Annotated in this window: 21 protein-coding genes and 1 tRNA gene; 10 read left to right on the forward strand and 12 right to left on the reverse strand. The window is 61.0% G+C overall.

Annotation, left to right across the window (positions count from 1 at the left end):
• Positions 1-47: 47 nt before the first annotated feature.
• From GTP45_RS18225 to pepN, 3 genes are all read right to left on the reverse strand, one after another.
• Positions 48-123, reverse strand: a tRNA-Thr gene (locus GTP45_RS18225).
• Positions 124-230: 107 nt separating this feature from the next.
• Positions 231-1232 carry a class 1 fructose-bisphosphatase gene (locus GTP45_RS18230; protein ID WP_161015295.1) on the reverse strand — a complete coding sequence of 334 codons (1002 nt, stop codon included), beginning with the start codon at positions 1230-1232 and terminating at the stop codon, positions 231-233.
• Between the two features lie 22 nt (positions 1233-1254).
• Positions 1255-3897, reverse strand: a complete 2643-nt coding sequence (gene pepN / locus GTP45_RS18235) for an aminopeptidase N (RefSeq protein ID WP_161015296.1) — start codon at positions 3895-3897, stop codon at positions 1255-1257.
• A 208-nt stretch (positions 3898-4105) separates the two neighbouring features.
• Here pepN and GTP45_RS18240 point away from each other — a divergent pair, with 208 nt between their 5' ends.
• A complete protein-coding gene (locus GTP45_RS18240) occupies positions 4106-4783 on the forward strand; it encodes a DUF4136 domain-containing protein (RefSeq protein WP_161015297.1) in 678 nt (225 codons plus the stop codon).
• On the opposite strand, the gene GTP45_RS18245 is transcribed toward GTP45_RS18240, so the two are convergent.
• The 5 genes from GTP45_RS18245 to GTP45_RS18265 all read right to left on the reverse strand — a co-directional run bounded on the left by GTP45_RS18245 (position 4780) and on the right by GTP45_RS18265 (position 10211).
• The gene (locus tag GTP45_RS18245) at positions 4780-5241 is read right to left on the reverse strand and encodes a DUF6328 family protein (RefSeq protein WP_161015298.1); all 462 of its coding nucleotides are present in this window, start codon (positions 5239-5241) and stop codon (positions 4780-4782) included. The genes GTP45_RS18240 and GTP45_RS18245 overlap by 4 nt on opposite strands.
• Positions 5238-6212, reverse strand: coding sequence for a quinone oxidoreductase family protein (locus GTP45_RS18250; protein ID WP_161015299.1), 975 nt, complete (start codon positions 6210-6212; stop codon positions 5238-5240). The genes GTP45_RS18245 and GTP45_RS18250 overlap by 4 nt, the downstream gene beginning before the upstream one ends.
• Before the next feature lie 12 nt (positions 6213-6224).
• On the reverse strand, positions 6225-6617 hold the full coding sequence (locus tag GTP45_RS18255) for a methylglyoxal synthase (RefSeq protein WP_161015300.1): 393 nt from the start codon (positions 6615-6617) through the stop codon (positions 6225-6227).
• A gap of 13 nt (positions 6618-6630) precedes the next feature.
• On the reverse strand, positions 6631-7536 hold the full coding sequence (locus GTP45_RS18260) for a DMT family transporter (protein ID WP_161015301.1): 906 nt from the start codon (positions 7534-7536) through the stop codon (positions 6631-6633).
• 155 nt (positions 7537-7691) lie between these two features.
• A complete protein-coding gene (locus tag GTP45_RS18265; RefSeq protein WP_161015302.1) occupies positions 7692-10211 on the reverse strand; it encodes an alkaline phosphatase D family protein in 2520 nt (839 codons plus the stop codon).
• A 214-nt stretch (positions 10212-10425) separates the two neighbouring features.
• Here GTP45_RS18265 and GTP45_RS18270 point away from each other — a divergent pair, with 214 nt between their 5' ends.
• The 9 genes from GTP45_RS18270 to rng are packed head-to-tail and all read left to right on the forward strand — an operon-like array spanning position 10426 to position 18342.
• Positions 10426-11151 carry a YebC/PmpR family DNA-binding transcriptional regulator gene (locus GTP45_RS18270; RefSeq protein WP_161015303.1) on the forward strand — a complete coding sequence of 242 codons (726 nt, stop codon included), beginning with the start codon at positions 10426-10428 and terminating at the stop codon, positions 11149-11151.
• A gap of 17 nt (positions 11152-11168) precedes the next feature.
• On the forward strand, positions 11169-12437 hold the full coding sequence (purD, locus tag GTP45_RS18275) for a phosphoribosylamine--glycine ligase (RefSeq protein ID WP_161015304.1): 1269 nt from the start codon (positions 11169-11171) through the stop codon (positions 12435-12437).
• Between the two features lies 1 nt (position 12438).
• Positions 12439-13353: an oxygen-dependent coproporphyrinogen oxidase gene (gene hemF / locus GTP45_RS18280; RefSeq protein WP_161015305.1), complete on the forward strand. Its 915-nt coding sequence runs from the start codon at positions 12439-12441 to the stop codon at positions 13351-13353.
• 13 nt (positions 13354-13366) lie between these two features.
• Positions 13367-14026 (forward strand): nicotinate-nucleotide adenylyltransferase, encoded by a 660-nt coding sequence (locus tag GTP45_RS18285; RefSeq protein ID WP_161015306.1) that lies wholly within the window; start codon positions 13367-13369, stop codon positions 14024-14026.
• Entirely contained in the window at positions 14027-14713 is a 687-nt protein-coding gene (rsfS, locus tag GTP45_RS18290; protein ID WP_161015307.1) for a ribosome silencing factor, read from the forward strand. It begins immediately after the preceding gene.
• 6 nt (positions 14714-14719) lie between these two features.
• Entirely contained in the window at positions 14720-15190 is a 471-nt protein-coding gene (rlmH, locus tag GTP45_RS18295) for a 23S rRNA (pseudouridine(1915)-N(3))-methyltransferase RlmH (RefSeq protein WP_072789839.1), read from the forward strand.
• 12 nt (positions 15191-15202) lie between these two features.
• On the forward strand, positions 15203-15823 hold the full coding sequence (locus tag GTP45_RS18300) for a Maf family protein (protein ID WP_161015308.1): 621 nt from the start codon (positions 15203-15205) through the stop codon (positions 15821-15823).
• 21 nt (positions 15824-15844) lie between these two features.
• A complete protein-coding gene (locus GTP45_RS18305) occupies positions 15845-16837 on the forward strand; it encodes an ABC transporter substrate-binding protein (RefSeq protein WP_161015309.1) in 993 nt (330 codons plus the stop codon).
• Between the two features lie 38 nt (positions 16838-16875).
• Complete coding sequence (rng, locus tag GTP45_RS18310; protein WP_161015310.1) at positions 16876-18342, forward strand: ribonuclease G; 1467 nt, start codon at positions 16876-16878, stop codon at positions 18340-18342.
• Here the strand turns inward: rng and GTP45_RS18315 are convergent.
• From GTP45_RS18315 to GTP45_RS18330, 4 genes are all read right to left on the reverse strand, one after another.
• Positions 18312-18683: a hypothetical protein gene (locus GTP45_RS18315; protein WP_161015311.1), complete on the reverse strand. Its 372-nt coding sequence runs from the start codon at positions 18681-18683 to the stop codon at positions 18312-18314. The two genes, rng and GTP45_RS18315, sit on opposite strands and share 31 nt — an antisense overlap.
• A 395-nt stretch (positions 18684-19078) precedes the next feature.
• Positions 19079-19660 carry a PEPxxWA-CTERM sorting domain-containing protein gene (locus GTP45_RS28760; protein ID WP_229258522.1) on the reverse strand — a complete coding sequence of 194 codons (582 nt, stop codon included), beginning with the start codon at positions 19658-19660 and terminating at the stop codon, positions 19079-19081.
• Positions 19661-19788: 128 nt separating this feature from the next.
• Positions 19789-21372 (reverse strand): isocitrate lyase, encoded by a 1584-nt coding sequence (locus tag GTP45_RS18325; protein WP_161015312.1) that lies wholly within the window; start codon positions 21370-21372, stop codon positions 19789-19791.
• Positions 21373-21621: 249 nt separating this feature from the next.
• Positions 21622-22476, reverse strand: a complete 855-nt coding sequence (locus GTP45_RS18330) for an aldo/keto reductase family oxidoreductase (protein WP_161015313.1) — start codon at positions 22474-22476, stop codon at positions 21622-21624.
• Positions 22477-22493: the final 17 nt, after the last annotated feature.

The raw sequence follows: 22493 nt of genomic DNA on the forward strand, positions 1-22493 counted from the left end.
AAAAACCCGCTTCCTCCTGGGAGAAAGCGGGTTTTCTGATTATTTCTTGGTGCCGCTTGCCGGAATCGAACTGGCGACCTTTTCATTACGAATGAACTGCTCTACCGACTGAGCTAAAGCGGCGACGACCCGCATTCTAACAAAGAACCTTCACCACACGCTAGCCCTAAAACGATAAATTTTAGACAGCGATGTAATTATTGCATTGCTTTCTGCGGATCTCAGGCTTCTCAGCCTTGATGGTAGCCAGTCACCACCGCCACCTCATCGCGCGAGCCCAGGAACACCGGCACGCGCTGGTGCAGCTTGGTCGGCTGGATGTCGAGGATGCGCTGCTTGCCATCGGTGGCCGCGCCGCCTGCCTGCTCGACGATGAAGGCCATCGGGTTCGCCTCATACATCAAGCGCAGCTTGCCCGGCACCGAGGTGTCGCGCAAATCGGCCGGATACATGAAGATGCCGCCGCGGTTCAGGATGCGGTGCACGTCCGCCACCATCGACGCGATCCAGCGCATATTGAAGTTGGTGCCGCGCGGGCCGGTGTCGCCGGCCAGCAGTTCGCTGACGTAGCGCTGCACCGGCGGATGCCAGTGGCGCTGGTTCGACATATTGATCGCGAATTCCTTGGTCTTGGCAGGAATCTGCATGTCGCGCTGGGTCAGCACCCACGAACCCATCTCGCGATCCAGCGTGAAGCAGTTGACGCCATTGCCGGTGGTGAGCACCAGCATGGTCTGCGGGCCGTACACTGCGTAGCCGGCCGCCACTTGCTTGCTACCTGCCTGCATGAAGTCCGCTTCGCTCGGCTGGGTCATGCCTTCCGGCGCTTTCAGCACCGAGAAGATGGTGCCGATCGAGACGTTGACGTCGATGTTCGACGAGCCGTCCAGTGGATCGAACAGCAGCATGTATTCGCCTTTTGGATAGCGGTTAGGAATCGGGTGGATGGATTCCATTTCTTCCGACGCCATCGCCGCCAGGTGGCCGCCCCACTCATTCGCTTCGAGCAGGATTTCGTTGGAGATGATGTCCAGTTTTTTCTGCACTTCGCCTTGCACGTTTTCGGTGTCGGCGGAACCCAGCACCTCGCCCAGCGCGCCTTTACCTACCGAGTGGCTGATGGTTTTGCACGCGCGCGCCACAACTTCAATCAGCAGGCGAAGTTCCGCCGGGATGTTGTCGTGGAGGCGCTGCTCTTCCACAAGATATTGCGTAAGACTGACTCGTTTCATGTGATACCTCGGTTGATTGTGATTAGTTTGCGAGCGCTTTGGTAATGACTTCAGCGACGTCATTCGACAGCTTGCGCGCGGCGACTTTTTCCAGCGCCTGTTTCATCTTGGCTTGCAGCGCCGGCGCGTAACGGCGCCAGCGATCCATGGCGCGCGCCAGGCGCGCTGCCACTTGCGGGTTGATCGCATCGAGCTTGATGACAAACTCGGCCCAGAATTCGTATGCACTGCCATCGGCCGCGTGGAATTGCGACGGGTTGGCGCTGGTGAAGTTGAAGATCAGCGCGCGTGCGCGGTTCGGCGTTTTCAGCGTGAAGGCCGGGTGCTGCATCAGTTTGCGCACCGCCGCGACATTGGTGGTTGGCGCGGATGCCTGCATGGCAAACCACTTGTCGATGACCAGCGCTTCGTTTTCGAAGTCGTCGTAGAACGCCTTCAGGTACGGGCCTGCTTCGGCGCCGCTGTGGATCATCGCCACCAGCGCGGCCGAGCGGTCGGTCATGTTGGACGCATTTTCAAACTGCTGCTGCGCGAGCTTGAGCTCTGCCAGTTCCGGCGCCACCATCAAGTAGGACAGGCACAGGTTCTTCAACGCGCGCTTGCCGGCCGACAGCGCATCCGGGCTGTACTCGCCCGGCGTTTGATTGGCGTGGTACTGCGCCAGCAGTTCTTCTTTCAAGGCCGCGCCGATGGTACGGCGCATGAATTGGCGCGCGGCGTGGATCGCATGCGGATCCACCACGTCCATCTGCTCGGCGATGATGGTTTCCGACGGCAGGATCAGCGCCAGTTCGCGGAAGGCCGGATCCAGCGTTTCGTCGGTCAGCACGGCGCGCATGGCGTTGATAAAGGTGCTGTCCAGTTTCAGGTTCGCCGCGCCGTTGGAAGCCACTTGCGCGGTCAGCTTGAGCAGGCGCTCCATTGCCAGGCGCTGGCCTGCCTCCCAGCGGTTGACTGGGTCGCTGTCATGGCTGAACAGGTGCAGCAGTTCGTCGTCGGTGTAGTCGTATTCGAGGATCACCGGGGCCGAGAAGTCGCGCAGGATCGACGGCGTAGGACGCTCGTCCACCTGGCGGAAGCGGAAGATCTGTTCTTGCTCGGTCAATTCCAGCACCACCGTGGTGGCGCCCTTGGCGTGCTTGCCGTTCTCCAAGTGCAGCGGCAAGTCCCGGCCCTTGGCGTCGAGCAGGCCTACTGCGACTGGAATGTGGAACGGCAGCTTGTCCGCCTGGCCGCGCTGGCTCAGGATGATGTCGAAGTTGCGCTTGACCGCATCGTAGCGCGTGCGCGCAGTGACGACCGGCGTGCCGGCCTGCGAGTACCAGCGTTCGAACTGGCTCAAGTCGCGCCCATTGGCGTCGGCCATGGCGGCGCGGAAGTCATCGCATTCCACGGCTTGACCATCGTGGCGCTTGAAGTACAAGTCCATGCCTTTGCGGAAGCCCTCGCGGCCCAGCAAGGTTTGGTACATCCGCACGACTTCGGCGCCTTTTTCGTACACGGTCACGGTGTAGAAGTTGTTGATCTCGACGAAGGAGTCGGGACGCACCGGGTGCGACATCGGGCCCGCGTCTTCCGGGAACTGCGCCTGGCGCAGCGTGCGCACCTGGTCGATGCGGGTGACGGCGCGGCCGGAATCGGTGCCGATCATGTCGGCGCTGAACTCCTGGTCGCGGAATACGGTCAAGCCTTCTTTCAGCGACAGCTGGAACCAGTCGCGGCACGTCACGCGGTTGCCAGTCCAGTTGTGGAAGTATTCGTGGCCGACCACCGCTTCAATGCCGGCGTAGTCGATGTCGGTCGCGGTGCGCGGATTGGCCAGCACGAACTTGGTGTTGAAGATGTTCAGGCCCTTGTTTTCCATCGCGCCCATGTTGAAGTCGCCCACGGCGACGATCATGAAGCGATCCAGATCCAGCTCCAGGTTGAAGCGCTCTTCATCCCAGCGGATCGAGTTTTTCAGCGACTGCATGGCGTAGTCGGTTTTGTCGAGGTTGCCCTCTTCCACCCACACTTGCAGCAGCACTTCGCGGCCATCGGCCAGCTTGAATTTCTCTTCCTGGCACACCAGCTTGGCCGCGACCAGCGCAAACAAGTAGGACGGCTTCTTGAACGGGTCTTCCCACTTGGCGTAGTGGCGGCCGTCGCCGAGGTCGCCCTCTTCGATCAGGTTACCGTTGGACAGCAGCACCGGGTAAGCAGCCTTGTCGGCGCGCAGCATCACGGTGTACTTGGCCATCACGTCCGGGCGATCCGGGAAGAAGGTGATGCGGCGGAAGCCTTCGGCCTCGCACTGGGTGAAGAAGTTACCGTTCGAAACGTAAAGACCGGACAGGGTGGTGTTTTCCACCGGCGCGCAGATGGTTTCGATTTCCAGCACCGCTTCCGCCGGGGCGTTGCGGATGGTCAGCGCCGACGACGTCAGTTCGTAGTCGCCGGCGTCCAGCAGTTTGCCGTTCAGGCGCACTTGCACCAGTTCGATTTCCTCGCCGTGCAACACGATGTCGTGGCTGGCCGAGGCGGGATTCTGGCGCACGGTGATGCGGTTGGCGACCACCGTGCGTGCCGGGGCCAGGTCAAAGCCCAGTTCTACCGTATCAACCAGGTAGGCGGGCGGGGTGTAATCTTTGCGGAAAATCGTCGTAGGGCTGCTGTCTGTGCGCATTGGGAACTCTGGTGGGCGAAAGCAAAGACCTATTTTACCAATACCGGCGTCGGCCGACGCATGGAATTGTCATTTGGCTAAAACTAACCGAACTGTAAGTTGCCACTTTCCACGATGCGGTAACATTCTGTAATAATCATGCAAGGTTCAGAGGTGCGTCATACACTTAGCTCTGGAAAATACCGTCTTACCTGAGAGGGGCATTATCATGAAATATCTCGCCGTTCTGGCGACCGCCGCTGCCATGCTGCTCAGCGGCTGCGCCACCACCATCCACAGCAATGTGACCGCTTTCAATGACTGGCCGGCCGACATTCAAGATAAATCGTATGCATTTGAGGCGCCGCAGGGCGCCGACGACACGCTGGAATACCGCAATTACCAGGTGCTGGTCGCCAACGAACTGGGCAAGCTGGGCTTCCGCCAGGTGGCCGATAACCAACAGCCTAAGTTGCTCGTCGGCATGAAATTCTTCACGATTGACCATCCGGTACGGGTGTTGCAGGCCGACGATCCATTCATGGGCCCGTATTGGGGCCCGGGCTTCGGCCGCTATCAATATGGCTGGGGCTACTCGCGCTGGGCCTACCGTCCGTTCTTCTACGATCCTTATCGCTTCGGCCCGACGGTGGTGGAAGAGCGCATCAAGCACCAGTATCAGCGCCAGCTGCGCGTGACCATCAACAACGCCAACGGCGCCAAGCTGTATGACGTCACGGTGCAAAACACCAGCGGCGTGCAAGCGACGCCGCACGTGATGCCGGCGCTGGTGCAAAGCGCGTTCACCGGCTTCCCCGGCCAGAACGGCGTGCCGCGCAATATCGACATCACCATCGAGCCGAAGTCGGAAACGGTGGAAGTCAAAACCCCGCCGAAAGCCGGCTAAATCCTCCGCTTGAGCCAGAGTGGCAGCAGCCACCAGGCGCACAGTATCAATACCGCCATCAGGGCTGACACGATCAGCCCGATGGTGAGTCCAAACACTTCCGACATCACCAGATTCGTCCCCAGCACCAGGGCTATCGCCAGTGTAAATGCACCGGCGACAATCTGGCGCGTTGCTACGCGTTTGAAACCGGCACGGTCTTTCAACGGCCGCATCAGGCGGTGCTGAATGGCCGGTGCGCTCAGCAGCACGAGGCTGGCCAGCGAGAATAAGAAGGTCGCCAAAAACAGCTGCTTCTCCAGATGCACAATCTTTGAAAAACCGGTGTTGAACGGCAAAATGATGAGAAATGCCGACAGCATCTGCGCGCCCGGCAGCAGGATGCGCATTTCGCTCAGCATGTCGGAAAAATCGCCGTCGTCGCGTTCCTCCGCGTCGTAGTCGCGCGGCTCGCTCATGGCAGCAGGATGGTGGAGCCGGTGGTCTTGCGGGCTTCGAGGTCGATGTGGGCCTGGCGCACGTCGGCCAAGGCGTAGCGCTGGCGGATATCGATTTTGACTTCGCCGCTGCTCACCACGCCGAACAGCGACTTGGCCGATGCCTCCAAGTCCTCGCGCTTGGCCATGTAAGCCATCAGCGACGGACGCGTGACGAACAGCGAGCCGCGGCTGGCCAGCTCATTCAAACCAAACGGCGGCACCGGCCCGGACGCATTGCCGAAGCTGACCATCATGCCCAGCGGCTGCAGGCAATCGAGCGAGCCAATAAACGTGTCCTTGCCGATCGAGTCATACACCACCGACACGCCCTTGCCGCCGGTGAGTTCCTTCACGCGCTCGGTGAAGTTTTCCTTGTTGTAGTTGATGACGTGGGTGGCGCCGTTTTCAATCGCCAGCGCGGCCTTCTCTTCCGAGCCGACCGTGCCGATCAGGTTCACGCCCATCACCCGCGCCCACTGGCAGGCGATCAGGCCGACGCCGCCGGCTGCCGCGTGGAACAGTATGGTGTCGCCGGCTTTCAGCGGCACGGTGCGGTGGAACAGATACTGCACCGTCAAGCCTTGCAGCATCATGGCGGCGGCGGTATCGAATTCAATTTGCTTGGGCAGCACCAGAAGTTGCGAGGCCGGGATGTTGCGCGCTTCCGAGTAGGCGCCGAGCGGGCGGCCGCCGTAGGCGACACGGTCGCCGGCTTTTAAATCGGTGACGCCCTCACCCACTTCCTCGACCACGCCGGCGCCTTCCACGCCCAGTGCGCCGGGCAGCGGTTGCGGGTACAGGCCGGTGCGGTGGTAGACGTCGATGTAATTGAGACCGATGGCTTCATGGCGCATTCGCACTTCACCGGGGCCGGGCGGCGGCAAATCCACCTCCACCAGTTCCATCACCTCGGGGCCGCCTACGCGGTTCATGCGGATCGCCTTGACCATGTTCGTTCTCCCTTATTGCGCTGCAGTTTGCTGGATTTGTTGAAGCTGAGACAGTACCAGATGTGCCGACGCCACGTTGGTCGCGCACGGCGTATTGTGCACGTCGCAGGCGCGCACCAGGGCGTTGATGTCCGGTTCGTGCGGCTGCGGCGTCATCGGATCGCGCAGGAAGATCACGGCGTCGATCTGGCCTTCCACCAGCATGGAACCGATCTGCAAGTCGCCGCCGAACGGGCCCGAGTGCTTGCGATCCACGGTCAGGCCAACCTCGTTGATCAAGCGGCCGCCGGTGGTGCCGGTGGCGACCAGCTGGCAGGTCGAGAGGTAGGCCTTGTATTCGCTGGCCAACGCGATCATGTCGTCTTTTTTCTTATCGTGCGCAATCAGGGCAATGCGGGTCTTCATGTCTTGATCCTATTTATTTTTTGGACAGCAGATAAATCCCGGACAGCACGAGCGCGGTTCCGCCCAGCTGCCACGAGGTGACGGGCTCGCCCAGCAGCAGCGCGCCCAAAAACAGCGTAGAAACGGGGCCGATCATACCAGCCTGCGAAGCCGTGCCGGCGCCGATGCGCTCGACCGCGATCATGGTCATGAACACGGGAGCGACGGTGCACATCATGCCGTTCAGCAGCGACAGGCCGTACACCGGCAGCGGTTGCAGCAGGCCCGAGGCCGGGCGCAGCAGGAAGAATTGGCCGACGCAGGCGACCGTGGAGACGCACATGGCGTAGGACACCAGCCGCAACGGGCCAAGCCGCTTCACCATTTCGCCGGATAGCAGCAGGTAGGCGGCGTAAGCGGCAGCCGAGCCGGTGACCAGCGCCGCGCCCAGCACAACGTTGCTGCCGCCTTGCAGGTCGTGCACAAACACCAGCACGATGCCGCAGTAGGAAATTGCCAAGGCCATCCACTGCTTGCGGCCGATGTGGTGCTTGAGGACGGTGGAGCTGATTAGCAGAACAAAGGTGGGCGTCAGGAACAGGATCAGGCGCTCAAGGCCGACCGAGATGTATTGCAGGCCGAGGAAATCGAGGAAGCTGGACAGGTAGTAACCAACCAGACCTAGGCCGAGGATGCGCCAGCGGTCGTTGGTAGTGAGCGGTGCTTCGGTGCGCATCTTCCAGATAGCAATGGTGGCAAACACCGGCAGCGAAAACAGCATGCGGAACGCCAGCACGGTGACCGCGTCAAGCTGATAGCGGTATAGCAGCTTGGCGACAATCGCCTTGGTGGAAAACAAAACCGAACCGCCAATGGCGATGCCTAGCCCGCTGAGAAAAGCGGCACGCGTCAGCCCGCCATGTGTAGTGCTTTTGTCCATACGCAAGATTGTACGGGCAAAAGGGTTTAGCTGCTGAGGCTCCCCGCGTACCTCCTCCCCCGCTTACCCCTTCCCCCGCCGGGGGTCTGACCCCATGCGGGGTCAGACCCCTATGACGCGCCGCTGGCCTGCCGGCACCGCGTGTGGGGTAGGTGCTAGCTAATGGCCACGGAAGGCGAACCCGCTGAAACTACTGCGGTCGTCGTTCTAGCGATTAGGGTTGCGGGGGCGGCGGTGCCGACCAGTTTGTTGACTTGCTTGAATTGGGCGGTCATCTTGCCCGGCGTTAGGGTCACCAGGGTGTAGCCCTGCGCATCCGTGTTCACGTACTTGAGCCACGGGTTGTTGCCCAAACCAGCCAACTGCTGCGCCAAGCCCAACAGGCTGGTGTTGAAGTCGCTATTGGCTTGCAGGCCGGCCAGTACCGCCGTCACGGTCGCATCCAGCTGCGCTTCCGGCACGCCTTTTGCCGCCAAGGCGCCGCGCAATTGCACGCGGGTTTGCTCCAGCAGCGACGCCACCGTCGGCGCAGCTTTACCCATGGTGTAGTCGAGCAGGTTGAAGTTCAGGTTGACCGTGCCCAGCCCCGTCACCGGCACCGCCAGCGGATACGACACCAAGGTGCCGATATCACCCAGCGCCGCCGCCGCATCGCGCAAATAAACGAAGAACGAATCCGAGCTGATGCCCGCCGACACCAAGTCCACCATCACCGGCGTGCCGCCACCAGCCGCATCGAAATCATCATTGACCGTGCCGGCAAAGAACGAGTGTATATCGCCCGTCATCGCCACCACATTGCCGATGTTGTTGGTTTTCAGGTGCGACATCAGCGCCTTGCGCTCGCTGTTGTAGCCGTCCCATTGGTCGCAGTTGAGCAGGAAGCGCGTGAAGAACGCCGCCAGCGCATCCTTCTTGCCCGACGCCGCCACGAAGGCCGAATTAGCCATGTTAGCCTGCACCTCCGGCTTGATGTAGCCGAAGGCGATGGTCTGCGCTGCCGTCGCCGCCAGCACCGCCGGCGTGGCCGCCACGATGCCACTGCCCGCGATGTAGGTCTTGGTATAAGCCGCCACCGCAATCGACGCTTGCGCGGTCGTCAGACCGGCCTTCACGCCAGCCGTAACCTGCGTCTCCACCGTGCTACCCGAGGCAGCGTAAGCGGCCATGATGGCGCCCGCGCCGGCCTGCGCTACCGTGGCCGATGCACCCGCCGTCACACCAGCCACAATTGCGCCAGCCAAGGGGAAGTTGCCGCCTGCTGCTGCCGCTGTACTGCCCACGGACGTCGCCAAGCCACTCACCGCGCCTACCGCCAGCAGGGTCGCAATCGCATCCACGCCGTTGAGGCCCATGCGCAGCAGCGACACTTCATTGCCCCACAATTTCCACGTCGAGGTAGCGGACTTCATTTTGTCCATCCACCACTGGCGCTGGGTGTTGCCAAGGATGGTGGCGGTGGTCAACGGATCGAGGCCGATGGTTTTCGCGCCGGCCATCTTTTGCGCTTCCACGCTGTTGAACAAATCCTGCGGCACCAGATAGCGCGCGCCGATGCGGCCCAGCGGCTTGCCGGTCGCCGGATTGACCGACGATTCCGGGATGATGTGGTCGGAGCGATACAAGCGCTGGTCGGTCATCACCAGCTGCATCAGCTTCCCGAACTGGAAGTCGCGGTAGATTTTGATGTTCTGGAAGGTGGTGTTGGCGCCGTCCAGCGACACGTCCGCCGGCATGAATTCAAACCACGCCTGGTTGGCGTTGCGGCGGCGCGAAGTCTGATGCAGATCCGAGCCGTCGGCGTTGAACGAGCCGTCGTAGGTTTGCGCGTCCTGCCAGCCATCGTCCGAGAATTCGTGATCGTCCCAGATAGCGATGAAGGCAAAGCGCTCGTGCAGCGCTTGCAGGCGCGTATCGGTGCGGTACTTTTTGTACAGGTAGCGATAGTCGGCCAGCGAGTTGGCGTACTTCGCGCCCGAGGTGCCGCTCTTGAACACGCCGTCCGGCAGCACCAGCGCATCGTGACGGCTTTCCACTGCGCCGATCTGAAAGTCCTCGCCCACGGTCTCGTAGATGTAGTCGCCCAGGTGGACGATGAAGTCGAGGTTCTCGGCGGCGATGGCGGTCATCGCGCCCCAGTGGTTCAAGCTCCAGTCCTGGCAAGTCATGTAGGCGAATTGCAGCTGCGCGACATCGGCATCGGCCGCCGGCGCGGTCTTGAAGCGGCCAACGTTGGAGCGGTTGTCGCCGGCGATAAACTGGTAGTAGTAAATGGTGTTGGCCGACAAGCCGGTCAGCTTGTGGCGCACGGTGTTGTCGTACTGCGCTTGCAGCGGCAGCGACACGTCGGCCACCGTGGTGCCGTTCAGCGCCGCATTGCTGCCCAGCGCCTTGCTGTTGTCGGCCGAGGTCACGATCAAGCGGATGGCGCTATCGGCACCCGCTGCCACGGTCGCCACGTTGTCGGCCGACGCCGGCACGGCGCGCGTCCATAGCAAGATACTGTCGGCGCGCGGATCGCCCGACGCCACGCTTTGCGGGAACTTCCACGCGCCGCTGGCCGGCGGCAAGGCGCTGCCGCCGTCGCTGCCGCCGCCGCACGCGCTCAGGCCCGCGCCCGAGGCCACCGATACCGTGATAAAGCTGCCGAATTTAAGAAACTGCCGTCTGTCCATGTCTGCTCCCGCGCTGCGATGATGTCAAAAAGGTAAACGCTAGCAGCAGGATATGACGGCTTCTCTACAAAAAGTGGAGCCTGGCCTCTAGCGGAGGGCCTATGGTGTGTGCTATGAGCGACGGCGGTTTCTGAGCGCCCTCTTATGCTAGAATACCGCCCTCACCGCACACCAATGACTCACCTAACGAAATACCGCCGAAGGAAGACCGAACATGGCTGGACACAGCAAATGGGCCAACATTAAGCACAAAAAGGCAGCAACTGACGCGAAACGCGGCAAGATCTGGACGCGCCTGATTAAAGAAATCACCGTGGCTGCCCGCATGGGCGGCGGCGACATCGCGTCGAATCCGCGCCTGCGCCTCGCCATCGACAAGGCAGCCGACGCCAATATGCCGAAAGATAACGTGCAACGCGCGATCACGCGCGGCACCGGCGGCGAAGACGGCGCATCGTACGAAGAGGTACGCTACGAAGGCTACGGCATCGGCGGCGCCGCCATCATCGTCGACTGCATGACCGACAACCGCGTGCGCACCGTGGCCGAAGTCCGCAACGCCTTCAACAAAAACGGCGGCAACATGGGCAACGAAGGCTCGGTGGCCTTTATGTTCAAGCACTGCGGCCAGTTCCTGTTCGCACCGGGCACCAATGAAGACGCGCTGATGGAAGCCGCGCTCGAAGCCGGCGCCGAAGACGTGGTCACCGACGAAGAAGGCGGCATTGAAGTGCTGTGCGGCCCGCATGATTTCGCCGGCGTGAAAGACGCGCTGGAAGCCAAGGGCTTCAAAGCCGAAGTGGCCGAGATCATCATGAAGCCGGACGTAGTCACTGGCGTCAGCGGCGACAACGCGATCAAGATGCAAAAACTGCTGGATGCACTGGAAGCGCTGGACGACGTCCAGGAAGTGTATTCCAACGTTGAGATCGAAGACTGAGCGAAGACTGAGGACTTATGAAAATTTTGGTAGTCGGCTCCGGCGGCCGTGAGCACGCGCTGGCATGGAAACTGGCGCAATCCGAGCGCATTCAGATGGTGTACGTGGCCCCGGGTAACGGCGGCACCGCGCGCGATCCGCGCCTGGTCAACGTCAATATCACCGACCTGCACGAGCTGGCGAATTTCGTTGAGAGCGAAGGTATCAGCCTGACCGTGGTCGGCCCTGAGACCCCGCTGGCCGGCGGCATCGTCAACCTGTTCCGCGCGCGCGGCCTGAAAGTCTTCGGCCCGACCAAGGAAGCAGCGCAGCTGGAGTCGTCGAAAGACTTCGCCAAGGCGTTCATGCAGCGCCATGGTATCCCGACTGCCAAATATCAAACCTTCTCGGAAGTGGCGCAAGCCCACGCCTACATCGACGCCAACGGCGCGCCTATCGTCATCAAGGCCGACGGCCTGGCTGCCGGCAAAGGCGTGGTAGTGGCAATGACGCTGGAAGACGCGCATGCCGCCGTTGATCACATGCTGTCCGATAACGCCTTCGGCGACGCCGGCGCGCGCATCGTGATCGAAGAATTCCTGGCCGGCGAAGAAGCAAGCTTCATCGTTATGTGCGACGGCAAAAACATTCTGCCGCTGGCCACCAGCCAGGATCACAAGCGCCTGAAGGACAACGACGAAGGCCCGAACACCGGCGGCATGGGCGCTTACTCCCCTGCCCCTATCGTCACGCCGGCCATGCACGCCCGCGTGATGCGCGAGATCATCAACCCGACCATCGCCGGCATGGCGAAGGACGGCATCGTGTTCACCGGCTTCCTGTACGCCGGCCTGATGATCGACGCTCAGGGCAATCCGCGCACGCTGGAATTCAACTGCCGCATGGGCGATCCTGAAACGCAACCGATCATGTCGCGCCTGAAGACCGACTTGGTCAACGTGATGGAACACGCCGTCAACGGCACGCTGGATCAGATCGAGCTGGAATGGGATCGCCGCACCGCCGTCGGCGTGGTGCTGGCCGCCGCCGGCTACCCGGACGCGCCGCTGAAAGGCGCCGTCATCGAAGGCATTCCGGCCGAAACGCCGGAAGCCGTGACCTTCCACGCCGGCACCGCCGATGTGGACGGCCAGCTGCAAGTGACCGGCGGCCGCGTGCTGTGCGTGGTCGGCTTGGGCGACAGCGTCAAGCTGGCGCAGAAAACGGCTTACGAAGCGGTCGACCAGATCACTTTCGAAGGCATGCAGTGCCGCCGCGATATCGGCTGGCGCGGTCTGAAACACTAAGATGTCTTCCGTTCCTAATCCCGCAGCAGTCAAAGCCTGGCTGCTCGACCTGCAAAACCGCATCGTGCAAGCGTTGGAGGCCGTCGACGGCAAATCCTTCCTGCGCGATGAGTGGCAGCGCGCCGAAGGCGGCGGCGGGATTTCGCGCCTGGTTGAAGAAGGCAATGTGATTGAACGCGGCGGGGTGAATTTCTCGCACGTGATGGGCGCCAAGCTGCCGCCATCGGCTGCGGCGCATCGCCCTGACCTCGGCGGCAAACCGTGGGAAGCCATGGGCGTGTCGCTGGTGATCCATCCGCGCAATCCGTACGCGCCGACCGTGCACATGAACGTGCGCTTCTTCACCACGACGACGGCCGACGGCCAGCCGGCATGGTGGTTCGGCGGCGGCATGGATTTGACGCCGTACTACGGCAACAAGGAAGACGTTAAACACTTCCACCAAACCTGTCATGACGCCCTCGCGCCGTTCGGCGACGACCTGCATCACCGGTTTAAGAAATGGTGCGACGAGTATTTCTACCTGAAGCACCGCCAGGAAGCGCGCGGCGTTGGCGGCATCTTCTTCGATGACTACAATGCAGCGGGCTTCGAGCAAAGCTACGCCATGACGCAAAACGTGGGTGATGCCTTCCTGAAGGCTTACCTGCCGATTCTGGAAGCGCGCAAGGACACGCCATACGGCGAACGCGAACGCGATTTCCAGGCCTATCGGCGCGGCCGCTATGTCGAGTTCAACCTGGTATTCGACCGCGGCACGCTGTTTGGCTTGCAGTCGGGCGGCCGCACCGAGGCGATCCTGATGTCGATGCCGCCGATCGTCAAATGGCGCTATCGCTGGGAGCCTGAAGCCGGCTCGCCGGAAGCGGCGCTGTACACCGACTTCCTGCCGCATCGCGACTGGCTCGCTGCGTGACGATGGCCTACTGATGGTCTACCGAACCGCACTGCTGGGAGGCAGCTACGATCCGGTGCATCTAGGTCACGTCGCGTTGGGCGAATACTTCGCCAATCTGCTGCAAGTAGACCAGTTGCGCGTGATCCCGACCGGACTGCCGTGGCAAAAAGCCTCGCTGAAAGCCTCGTCGCAGCAGCGCGCCGACATGGTGGCGCTGGCCTTTGCCGGCCGGCCGTTCAGCGTTGCGGTGGACATGCAGGAAATCGCGCGCGGTGCCCAAGGGTTAGCCACCTACACGATCGACACCTTGCACAATGTGCGCGCCGAACTGGGGCCCACGGCTTCCATCAGCTTCTTGATGGGCGCCGACCAGCTGCAGCGGCTCGACACCTGGCATGAATGGCAGGCGCTGTTCGACTACGCCCATATTTGCGTAGCGGCCCGCCCTGGCTATGACCTCGCCGCCGCCGGGCTACCGGCAGCGGTCGAACAGGCGTTTTCCAGCCGACTGGGAACGCCCGAACAAATCCGTAACACGCCGCATGGTCTGACTTATCTGGCACAAGACTTCGCGGTGGATATCTCCGCTACCCAGATACGTGCGGCATTACAACGGGGGGAACCGGCAAACTCGCTTATCCCGCCGCTAGTGCTAGACTATATTGAACAACACCATCTATACAAAAGCTAAATGGACATCAAAAAACTGCAAACCCTGGTCGTTGACGCTCTCGAAGACGTTAAGGCCCAAGACATCGTCCTGTTCGACACGACCCACTTAACCAGCCTGTTCGACCGCATCGCGATCGCCTCCGGTACCTCCAACCGTCAAACCAAGGCGCTGGCCGCCTCGGTACGCGACAAGATCAAAGCCGCCGGCGGTGAAGTCTACGGCATGGAAGGCGAGGACACCGGTGAATGGGTGCTGGTCGACCTGGGCGACATCATTGTCCACATCATGCAAGCGCCGATCCGTGCCTACTACCGCCTGGAAGAAATCTGGGGCGACAAGCCGGTGAAACTGGGCGCCGCCAAGCGCAAGAACACCGAGGAAGCGAAAGAAGCCGCGCCGAAGAAAATCAGCAGCCACCTCGCCGCTGGCAAGAAAGCCACTGCCGCCGAAGCCGTGGTCGAGAAAAAAGCGCCGGCCCGCAAGCCTGCTGCCGCCAAGACCACCGCTACTTCCGCCACCAAGAAAGCTGCGGCTAAACCAGCTGCTGTCCCAGCCGGCAAGAAGATCAAGGTTGGCGCACCAAAAGCTACCGTCGCTGCTGTGAAAGCACTGAAAGCCACGGCCAAGCCGCGCGCCGCCAAGCCGAAGGCTGAAGAAGCACCAGCTAAAACGGTCATCAAGCGTATCAAAAAAGCAGCCGAGTAATTCGCCATGCAGCTGATCATCGCTGCGGTCGGCCACAAGATGCCGGCCTGGATCGAGACCGGCTACGCCGAGTATGTGAAGCGCATGCCGCCGGAACTGAAGATCGTGCTGAAGGAAATCAAGCCGGTCGAACGTTCGGGCAGCAAGACTGCCGCCACCGCGATGGCGCTCGAACGCGAGCGCATCGAGGCGGCGCTGCCAAAATCGGTGCGCATCATTGCGCTCGATGAGCGGGGCAAGGATCTCACCTCGGTGGGCTTGTCGCAGCAGCTGGAAGCATGGCAGCAGGATGGCCGCGATACGGCTTTCCTGATCGGCGGCGCCGACGGCCTCGATCCAGCGCTGAAGGCGCGTGCAGAAGGTTTGATTCGGATTTCCAGTATGACCCTGCCGCATGGTATGGTGCGGGTGATGCTGGCCGAGCAGCTGTACCGCGCCTGGACCATTACGCAGAACCACCCTTATCACCGCGTTTAAAACGATAACCATATGAAGCCGGTCGACAAGAAGATTTACCTTGCCTCGAAAAGCCCACGCCGGCGCGAACTGCTGCGCCAAGTCGGCATCGACTTCGAGCTGCTGCTGTTGCGCAGCGACGGCCCGCGCGGCCCGGACGTGACGGAAGAAGTACTGCCCGGCGAAGCGCCGCTTGATTACGTGGCGCGCGTGGCGCTGGAGAAAGCCAAATTTGCGGCCAGCCTGGTCACCATGCGCCGCATGGCGCCGCGCCCGGTGCTGTCGGCCGACACCACCGTCACCATCGACGGCGCCATCCTCGGCAAGCCCGCCAATCCGGCCGAGGCCACCGCCATGCTGCAACAGCTGTCGGGCCGCACCCACCAGGTGCTGACCTCCATCGCCGTGGCTTCGGCTGATTTCTCGGCCCAGGTCACGCAAGTGTCGGACGTGCGCTTCGGCGTGCTGTCGCCGGCCGCCATTGCCGCCTACTGCGCCACCTCCGAACCGTACGATAAGGCCGGCGGCTATGGCATTCAAGGGCCGGCTGCGGTGTTCATCGAGCACATCTCCGGCAGCCACTCGGGCATCATGGGCCTGCCGATCTACGAAACCGTGCAGCTGCTGCGGCAGGCCGGTTTGCCGCTACCTTAGGGCCGAGACATGGGCGGGCGCATGATGAAGCTGGCTGTGCTACTTCTACTGCTGCTACAAGCCATCCTGCCGGCAGCGGCGCAATCCGCCCCGCCCACCATCTTGCTGATCGAAAGCTACCACGCCGAATTCGAGTGGGATGCCAGCTACCGCGCCGCCCTGCAGGCGAAGCTGGAACCGGCCTACAAGCTGGTCAGCTTCGAAATGGACACCAAGCGCCTGCCGCCCGAGCGCCACGCGGCCATGGCCGACCAGGCGTGGGCGCTGTACCTGAAGCTGAAACCGGCGCTGGTGATCGTCGGCGACGATGCCGCCCTGAGCATGCTGGTCACGCGGCTGGCGGCCACCACCACACCGGTGGTCTACCTCGGCATCAACAACAATCCGCGCAATTACTTCGATCCCGGCAAGGTACGAAACATCACCGGCGTGCTGGAGCGGCCGCTGGTCAAGCGCAATGTCGCGCAACTGCGCAAGATCATGCCGAAGGCGCGGCGGGTGCTGTTCCTGTTCGATACCAGCATGACCTCCACCGTCATCCTCGGCGAAATTTTCCAGGGCCGCACGCAACAGCAATTTGAAGGGCTAACCGTCGACATCAAGCTGATCGGCGACTGGCGGCAGTGGCAAGACGAAGTGCTGGCGGCACGCAGCAACGGCTACGACGCCCTGTTCTACGGCACCTACCAGGCCGTGCGCGACGGCGCCAAGCCGCCGCGCACGCCGATCAGCATGCTGCGCTGGAGTTCCGAGCATGCGCAAGTGCCGCTGTTCGGCCTGTGGGACTTCTTCGTCGGCGCCGATCTCGCGGCCGGTGGGCTGGTGCTGGATGGGCGCGAGCAAGGCATGGAAGCTGCCGCGATTGCGTTGCGCATCCTGGGCGGCGCCGCGCCGGGCAGCATCTACCCGGTCACTGCGCAGCGGGGCCGCTTTGTGTTCAGCCGCACACAGTTGCAACGCTTCGGCATCACCCTGCCGCCGGAGATTGCAGCGCAAAGCCAGCTGGTCGACTGAGGTTTGCCGCCCCGCAGTGGCGCGTGTATGATCGGGGCATGAATGAAGATATCCTGATCAATATAACGCCTCAAGAGACCCGTGTCGCCCTCATCATGCAGGGCGCCGTGCAGGAACTCCACATCGAACGCACGCTCACGCGCGGACTGGCCGGCAACGTCTACTCCGGCAAGGTGGTGCGCGTGCTGCCGGGCATGCAGTCGGCCTTTATCGATATCGGCCTGGAACGCGCGGCGTTTTTGCACGTCGCCGATATCTGGGAAGCGCGTCCGCATGACGGCGGCAACAACGCTGCGCCGACGCCGATTGAAAAAATCCTGTTCGATGGCCAAGTGCTGACCGTGCAGGTCATCAAAGATCCGATCGGCACCAAGGGCGCGCGCCTGTCGACGCAAATCTCGATCGCGGGCCGCATGCTGGTCTACCTGCCGCAAGATGGGCACATCGGCATCTCGCAGAAAATTGAAAAGGAATCGGATCGCGAAGCATTGCGCACGCGCTTGCAAAGCCTGCTGCCGCCGGAAGAAAAAGGCGGCTACATCGTGCGCACGCAAGCGGAAGATGCGTCGGACTCCGACATCGCCGCCGACGTTGAATACCTGCGCAAGACCTGGGCCGCCATCACGCACGGCGCGCGCACCAAGCCTGCCACCACCTTGCTGCATCAGGACTTGAGCCTGGCCCAGCGCGTGCTGCGCGACTTCGTGCACGACGAGACGGCCACCATCCAGGTCGACTCGCGCGAGAACTATGTGAACTTGCAGGAGTTCGGCAAGGCTTACACGCCGGGCGTGCTGCCACGGCTGCACCACTACACCGGCGAGCGTCCGCTGTTTGATTTATACGGCGTGGAAGAAGAAATCCTGCGCGCGCTGGGCCGGCGCGTGGATTTGAAATCGGGCGGCTACCTGATCGTCGATCAGACCGAGGCCATGACCACCATCGACGTCAACACCGGCGGCTTTGTTGGCGGGCGCAATTTCGCCGATACGATTTTCAAGACCAATCTGGAAGCGGCGCACGCGATTGCGCGCCAACTGCGGCTGCGTAATTTGGGCGGCATCATCATCCTCGACTTCATCGACATGGAAAACACCGAGCACCGCAACGCGGTCTTGGCCGAGTTGAAGAAAGCCCTGTCGCGCGACCGCACCAAAGTTTCGGTCAGCAGCTTCTCGGCATTGGGATTAGTGGAGATGACCCGCAAGCGCACGCGCGAATCGCTGGCTCACATCCTGTGCGAACCCTGCCCGGCTTGCAACGGCCGTGGCCAAGTAAAAACTTCGCGCACCATCTGCTATGAGATCCTGCGTGAACTGCTGCGCGAAGCCAAGCAATTCAACCCACGCGAATTCCGCATCCTCGCCTCGCAGGAAGTGGTGGACTTATTCCTAGAAGAAGAATCCCAGCACCTCGCCATGCTGGGCGACTTCATCGGCAAGAAAATCTCGCTCCAGGTAGAAAACACCTACCATCAAGAACAGTATGACGTGATCTTGATGTGACCAGGAATCTCATCAAGGCGAACGTCATTGTCTCTGAAACGCATACGCTGGTGTAAGGCAGCGCCCACCAGCAGTAACGTTTCGCCATCGGCAAGGAAGGCAAAATAAGTAGGAGTGCCAAATGCGGCTTCACATGCGGCCCGTTGGCGCTCCAACTGCGCCGGTATTGCACTGTGGCTTTTCAGGACGCTCACCTGAACGGCAAACTTTTCGCCGTTACCTACTGCGAGGATATCAGCTTCCTCTCCCATTCCCGGCGGAACGTCTTTATAAGTCCTGTAGCCATTTCTTACCAAGGCCAGCGACACCAATGACACTGCGAAATTATGAGGGATATCCATGTTTCTACCCATGCTTTCGAGTCAAGCACGAAACAAATGTCTTCAGTCCAGCCTCAAAGTAAGCGTGCACTTCTAAGTAAATAGGCATCTGCACTGCCTCATCGGAAAGCGGGAAAAGGCGCGGTACTACGCGCACTCCACTTCTTTGCGCTTCATCCTGCGTACTAAAATTAGCACGAATACCTTGTCGCGGGAGCGCAATTGCAGCAGTAGCTCTAACCTGCAAAAAAGAACGGCCCATACTCCTTGCCATGCGCATCGATCAAGTTGACGATGAAGTCTATAGAGGAACAACCAGTATGCTCAGTTTGTGGTGATGACTCTTGAGATATCTCAGGACATAAAAAAGCCCGCCCGAATGAATCGAGCGGGCTTTTTGGGAATGCGCGGTGCGCTTACTTGCGGGCGCGGCGGCGTGCTGCGAGGCCTACCAGTGCCAGGCCGCCCAGCATCATGCCGTATGTGGCCGGTTCTGGAACCGCCGAAACGGACAGGAAGGCGCGGTAGTTGCTGACGCCGTTAGGCAGGTTGCCAAACGAGAAGGTGGTGCCGGCTGCCAGCGGCTGGGTCCAGTGGAACACCAGTTCGCCACCGCCGTAGTGCACGGCCAAGTAGTCGAACTTGGAGCCGACGGTGAAGCTGCCGGTTTTTACCGAAGTCAGTTCATCGACGTGCGAGGTCAGCGACAGCGAGCCGGTGCCATTGGCAGGCAAGCTGAACAGCGACTCCACCAGGCTTTCGATTTTATCCACGCCTTGGCCGCCCTTCGGATTGCCAGCGTCGTAAATGTACACTTCCGCCGCCTTGGTCGGGCCGTAGGTAACGGTTTTGCCGCCCACCATGAGCGTGGTTGGCGCAGTCACTTTGCTCCAGGTTGGCTCTGCCACAGGGGCTGGCTTATCATTTTTTGCCGCCGACGCGTAGGAAGCCGAGGCTGCGAGAGCAATACCGACAACGAAAGTTTTGGTGAAGGACATAGATCACTCCGTATGGTTGAGGTGCGACAATATCATCGACACAAACGCAGTGCAAGAAAAATAAGAATAATTGAGTAATTGCAACAAAAAAACCCGCCGAGGCGGGTTTTTTGCTGGCAGAACCTGGATTAGTGGAACTGGTTCATGGTGTTGTCTTTGCCGCCGGCCTTCAGGGCTGCTTCGCCACTGAAGTAGTCCTTGTGATCGTCGCCGATGTCGGAGCCGGACATGTTCTGGTGCTTGACGCAGGCGATGCCTTGGCGGATTTCCTTGCGCTGTACGCCAGCCACGTAGCCCAGCATGCCTTGGTCGCCGAAGTATTCCTTGGCCAGGTTGTCGGTCGACAGCGCGGCGGTGTGGTAGGTCGGCAGCGTGATCAGGTGGTGGAAGATGCCGGCTTCGCGCGCTGCATCGGCCTGGAAAGTACGGATCTTCTCGTCTGCCACCTTGGCCAGCACCGTCTCGTCGTACTCGGCGCTCATCAGCTGCGAACGCTCGTAGTTCGACACATCCTGGCCGGCGGCTTTCATCGCATCGTAAGCCTGCTGACGGAAGTTCAGGGTCCAGTTGAACGATGGGCTGTTGTTGTACACCAGCTTGGCGTTCGGGATGACCTTGCGGATTTCGCTGACCATGCCGCCGATCTGGGCGATGTGCGGTTTCTCGGTTTCGATCCACAGCAGGTCGGCGCCGTTTTGCAGCGAGGTGATGCAATCCAGTACGCAGCGTGCTTCGCCGGTGCCAGCTCGGAATTGGAACAGGTTGCTTGGCAGGCGCTTAGGACGCAGCAATTTGCCGTCGCGCTTGATGATCACGTCGCCGTTGCCCAGCGCATCGGCCGACACTTCGTCGCAATCCAGGAAGGCGTTGTATTGGTCGCCCAGATCGCCCGGTTCGTTGGTCACGGCGATTTGCTTGGTCAGGCCGGCGCCCAGCGAGTCGGTACGGGCCACGATGATGCCGTCGTCCACGCCCAGTTCCAGGAAGGCGTAGCGGATGGCGCGGATCTTGGCCAGGAAGTCTTCATGCGGCACAGTGACTTTGCCGTCCTGGTGGCCGCACTGCTTCTCGTCCGACACCTGATTTTCGATCTGGATGCAGCAAGCACCGGCTTCGATGAATTGCTTGGCCAGCAGGTAGGTCGCTTCAGCGTTACCGAAACCGGCGTCGATGTCGGCGATGATAGGCACAACGTGGGTGATGTGGTTGTCGATCTTCGACTGGATCGCAGCTTTTTCAGCGGCAGGCGCAGCGTCCAGCTGGCGGAAAAGGCCGCCCAGTTCGCGGGCATCGGCCTGGCGCAGGAAGGTGTACAGCTCTTTTATCAGCGCCGAGACGGCGGTTTTTTCGTGCATCGACTGGTCTGGCAGCGGGCCGAACTCGGAGCGCAGCGCGGCAACCATCCAGCCCGACAGGTACAGGTAGCGGCGGTCGGTGCTGTTGAAGTGCTTCTTGATCGAGATCATTTTTTGCTGGCCGATGAAACCGTGCCAGCAGCCCAGCGACTGGGTGTATTTCGATGGATCTTTGTCGTAGGCGGCCATGTCGGCGCGCATGATCTTGGCGGTGTACTTGGCAATGTCCAGACCGGTCTTGAATTTGTTCTGGGCGCGCATGCGTGCAGCGGACTCGGGATTGATGGCATTCCAGGCCGAGCCTTGTTGCTCCTTCAAAGTCGCAACTGCCTTGATGTCGTCTTGGTACTGGGACATGGTGTATCTCCTAAAAGAAAAGTAAGTAAGTCTTCAAGCTAAGTCTTCGAGTGCCGAACTGCATGACTAAATAGTAGGCCATTCTGATGCATTGCACAAAGTCTTATATAAGACATATAACTTAAATTTATTCCTTACTTTTCAATTAGATAGACACAATTTTTTGCGATATAAAACGCCTTTTCAAAAAATGGAAAAAACCATGCGGCAGTCCATCATGGCAAATTCCACGATACGAAACGACTTTTCTTATACCGAGGTAATCACACTATTTAGGCGCTGCACGGCCTGCTCCGGCAGCACCAGCTTGCTCGCTGCAAGGTTCTGGCGCAGGTGCGCAACAGTCGAGGTGCCAGGAATCAGCAGGATATTCGGCGCGCGTTGCAGCAGCCAGGCCAGCGCCGTTTGCATCGGCGTCGCGTCCAGTTCAGCAGCCACCTCGGCCAGAATCGACGATTGCAACGGCGAGAAGCCACCGAGCGGGAAGAACGGCACGTAGGCGATGCCCTGTTGCGCCAGTTCGTCGATCAGCGCGTCGTCGTGGCGGAGCACCAGGTTGTACTGGTTCTGCACACAGACGATACCGGTAATAGCGCGCGCCTGCTGCACTTGCCGCGAGGTGGCGTTGCTCAGGCCGATGTGGCGGATCAGGCCGCGCTGCTGCAGTTCGGCCAGCTTGGTGATATGCGCCTCGATATCGCCCTCGGCCGGGGCCATCACGTCAAACATCAGGCGCATGTTCACCACGTCCAGCACGTCGAGGCCGAGGTTGCGCAGGTTGTCGTGCACGGCGGTTTCCAATTCCTGCGGCGACTGCGCCGGCAGCCACGAGGCATCGGCGCCGCGCAGCGCGCCGACCTTGGTGACGATGGTCAGATCGTCGCGGTAAGGATGCAGCGCTTCGCGGATCAGTTGGTTGGTGATGTGCGGGCCGTAGAAATCGCTGGTGTCGATGTGGTTGACGCCACTCTCCACCGCCTCGCGCAGCACCGCCAGCGCTTCATCGCGGTTCTTCGGCTGGCCGAACGCGTGCGCGCCGGCCAATTGCATGGCGCCGTAGCCCATGCGGTTCACGGTCAGATGACCAAGTTGGAAGGTATTCATTTGTTTCTCCTAGCAGA

The organism is Duganella rivi (assembly GCF_009857435.1).
Taxonomy (GTDB): Bacteria; Pseudomonadota; Gammaproteobacteria; order Burkholderiales; family Burkholderiaceae_D; genus Rugamonas; species Rugamonas rivi.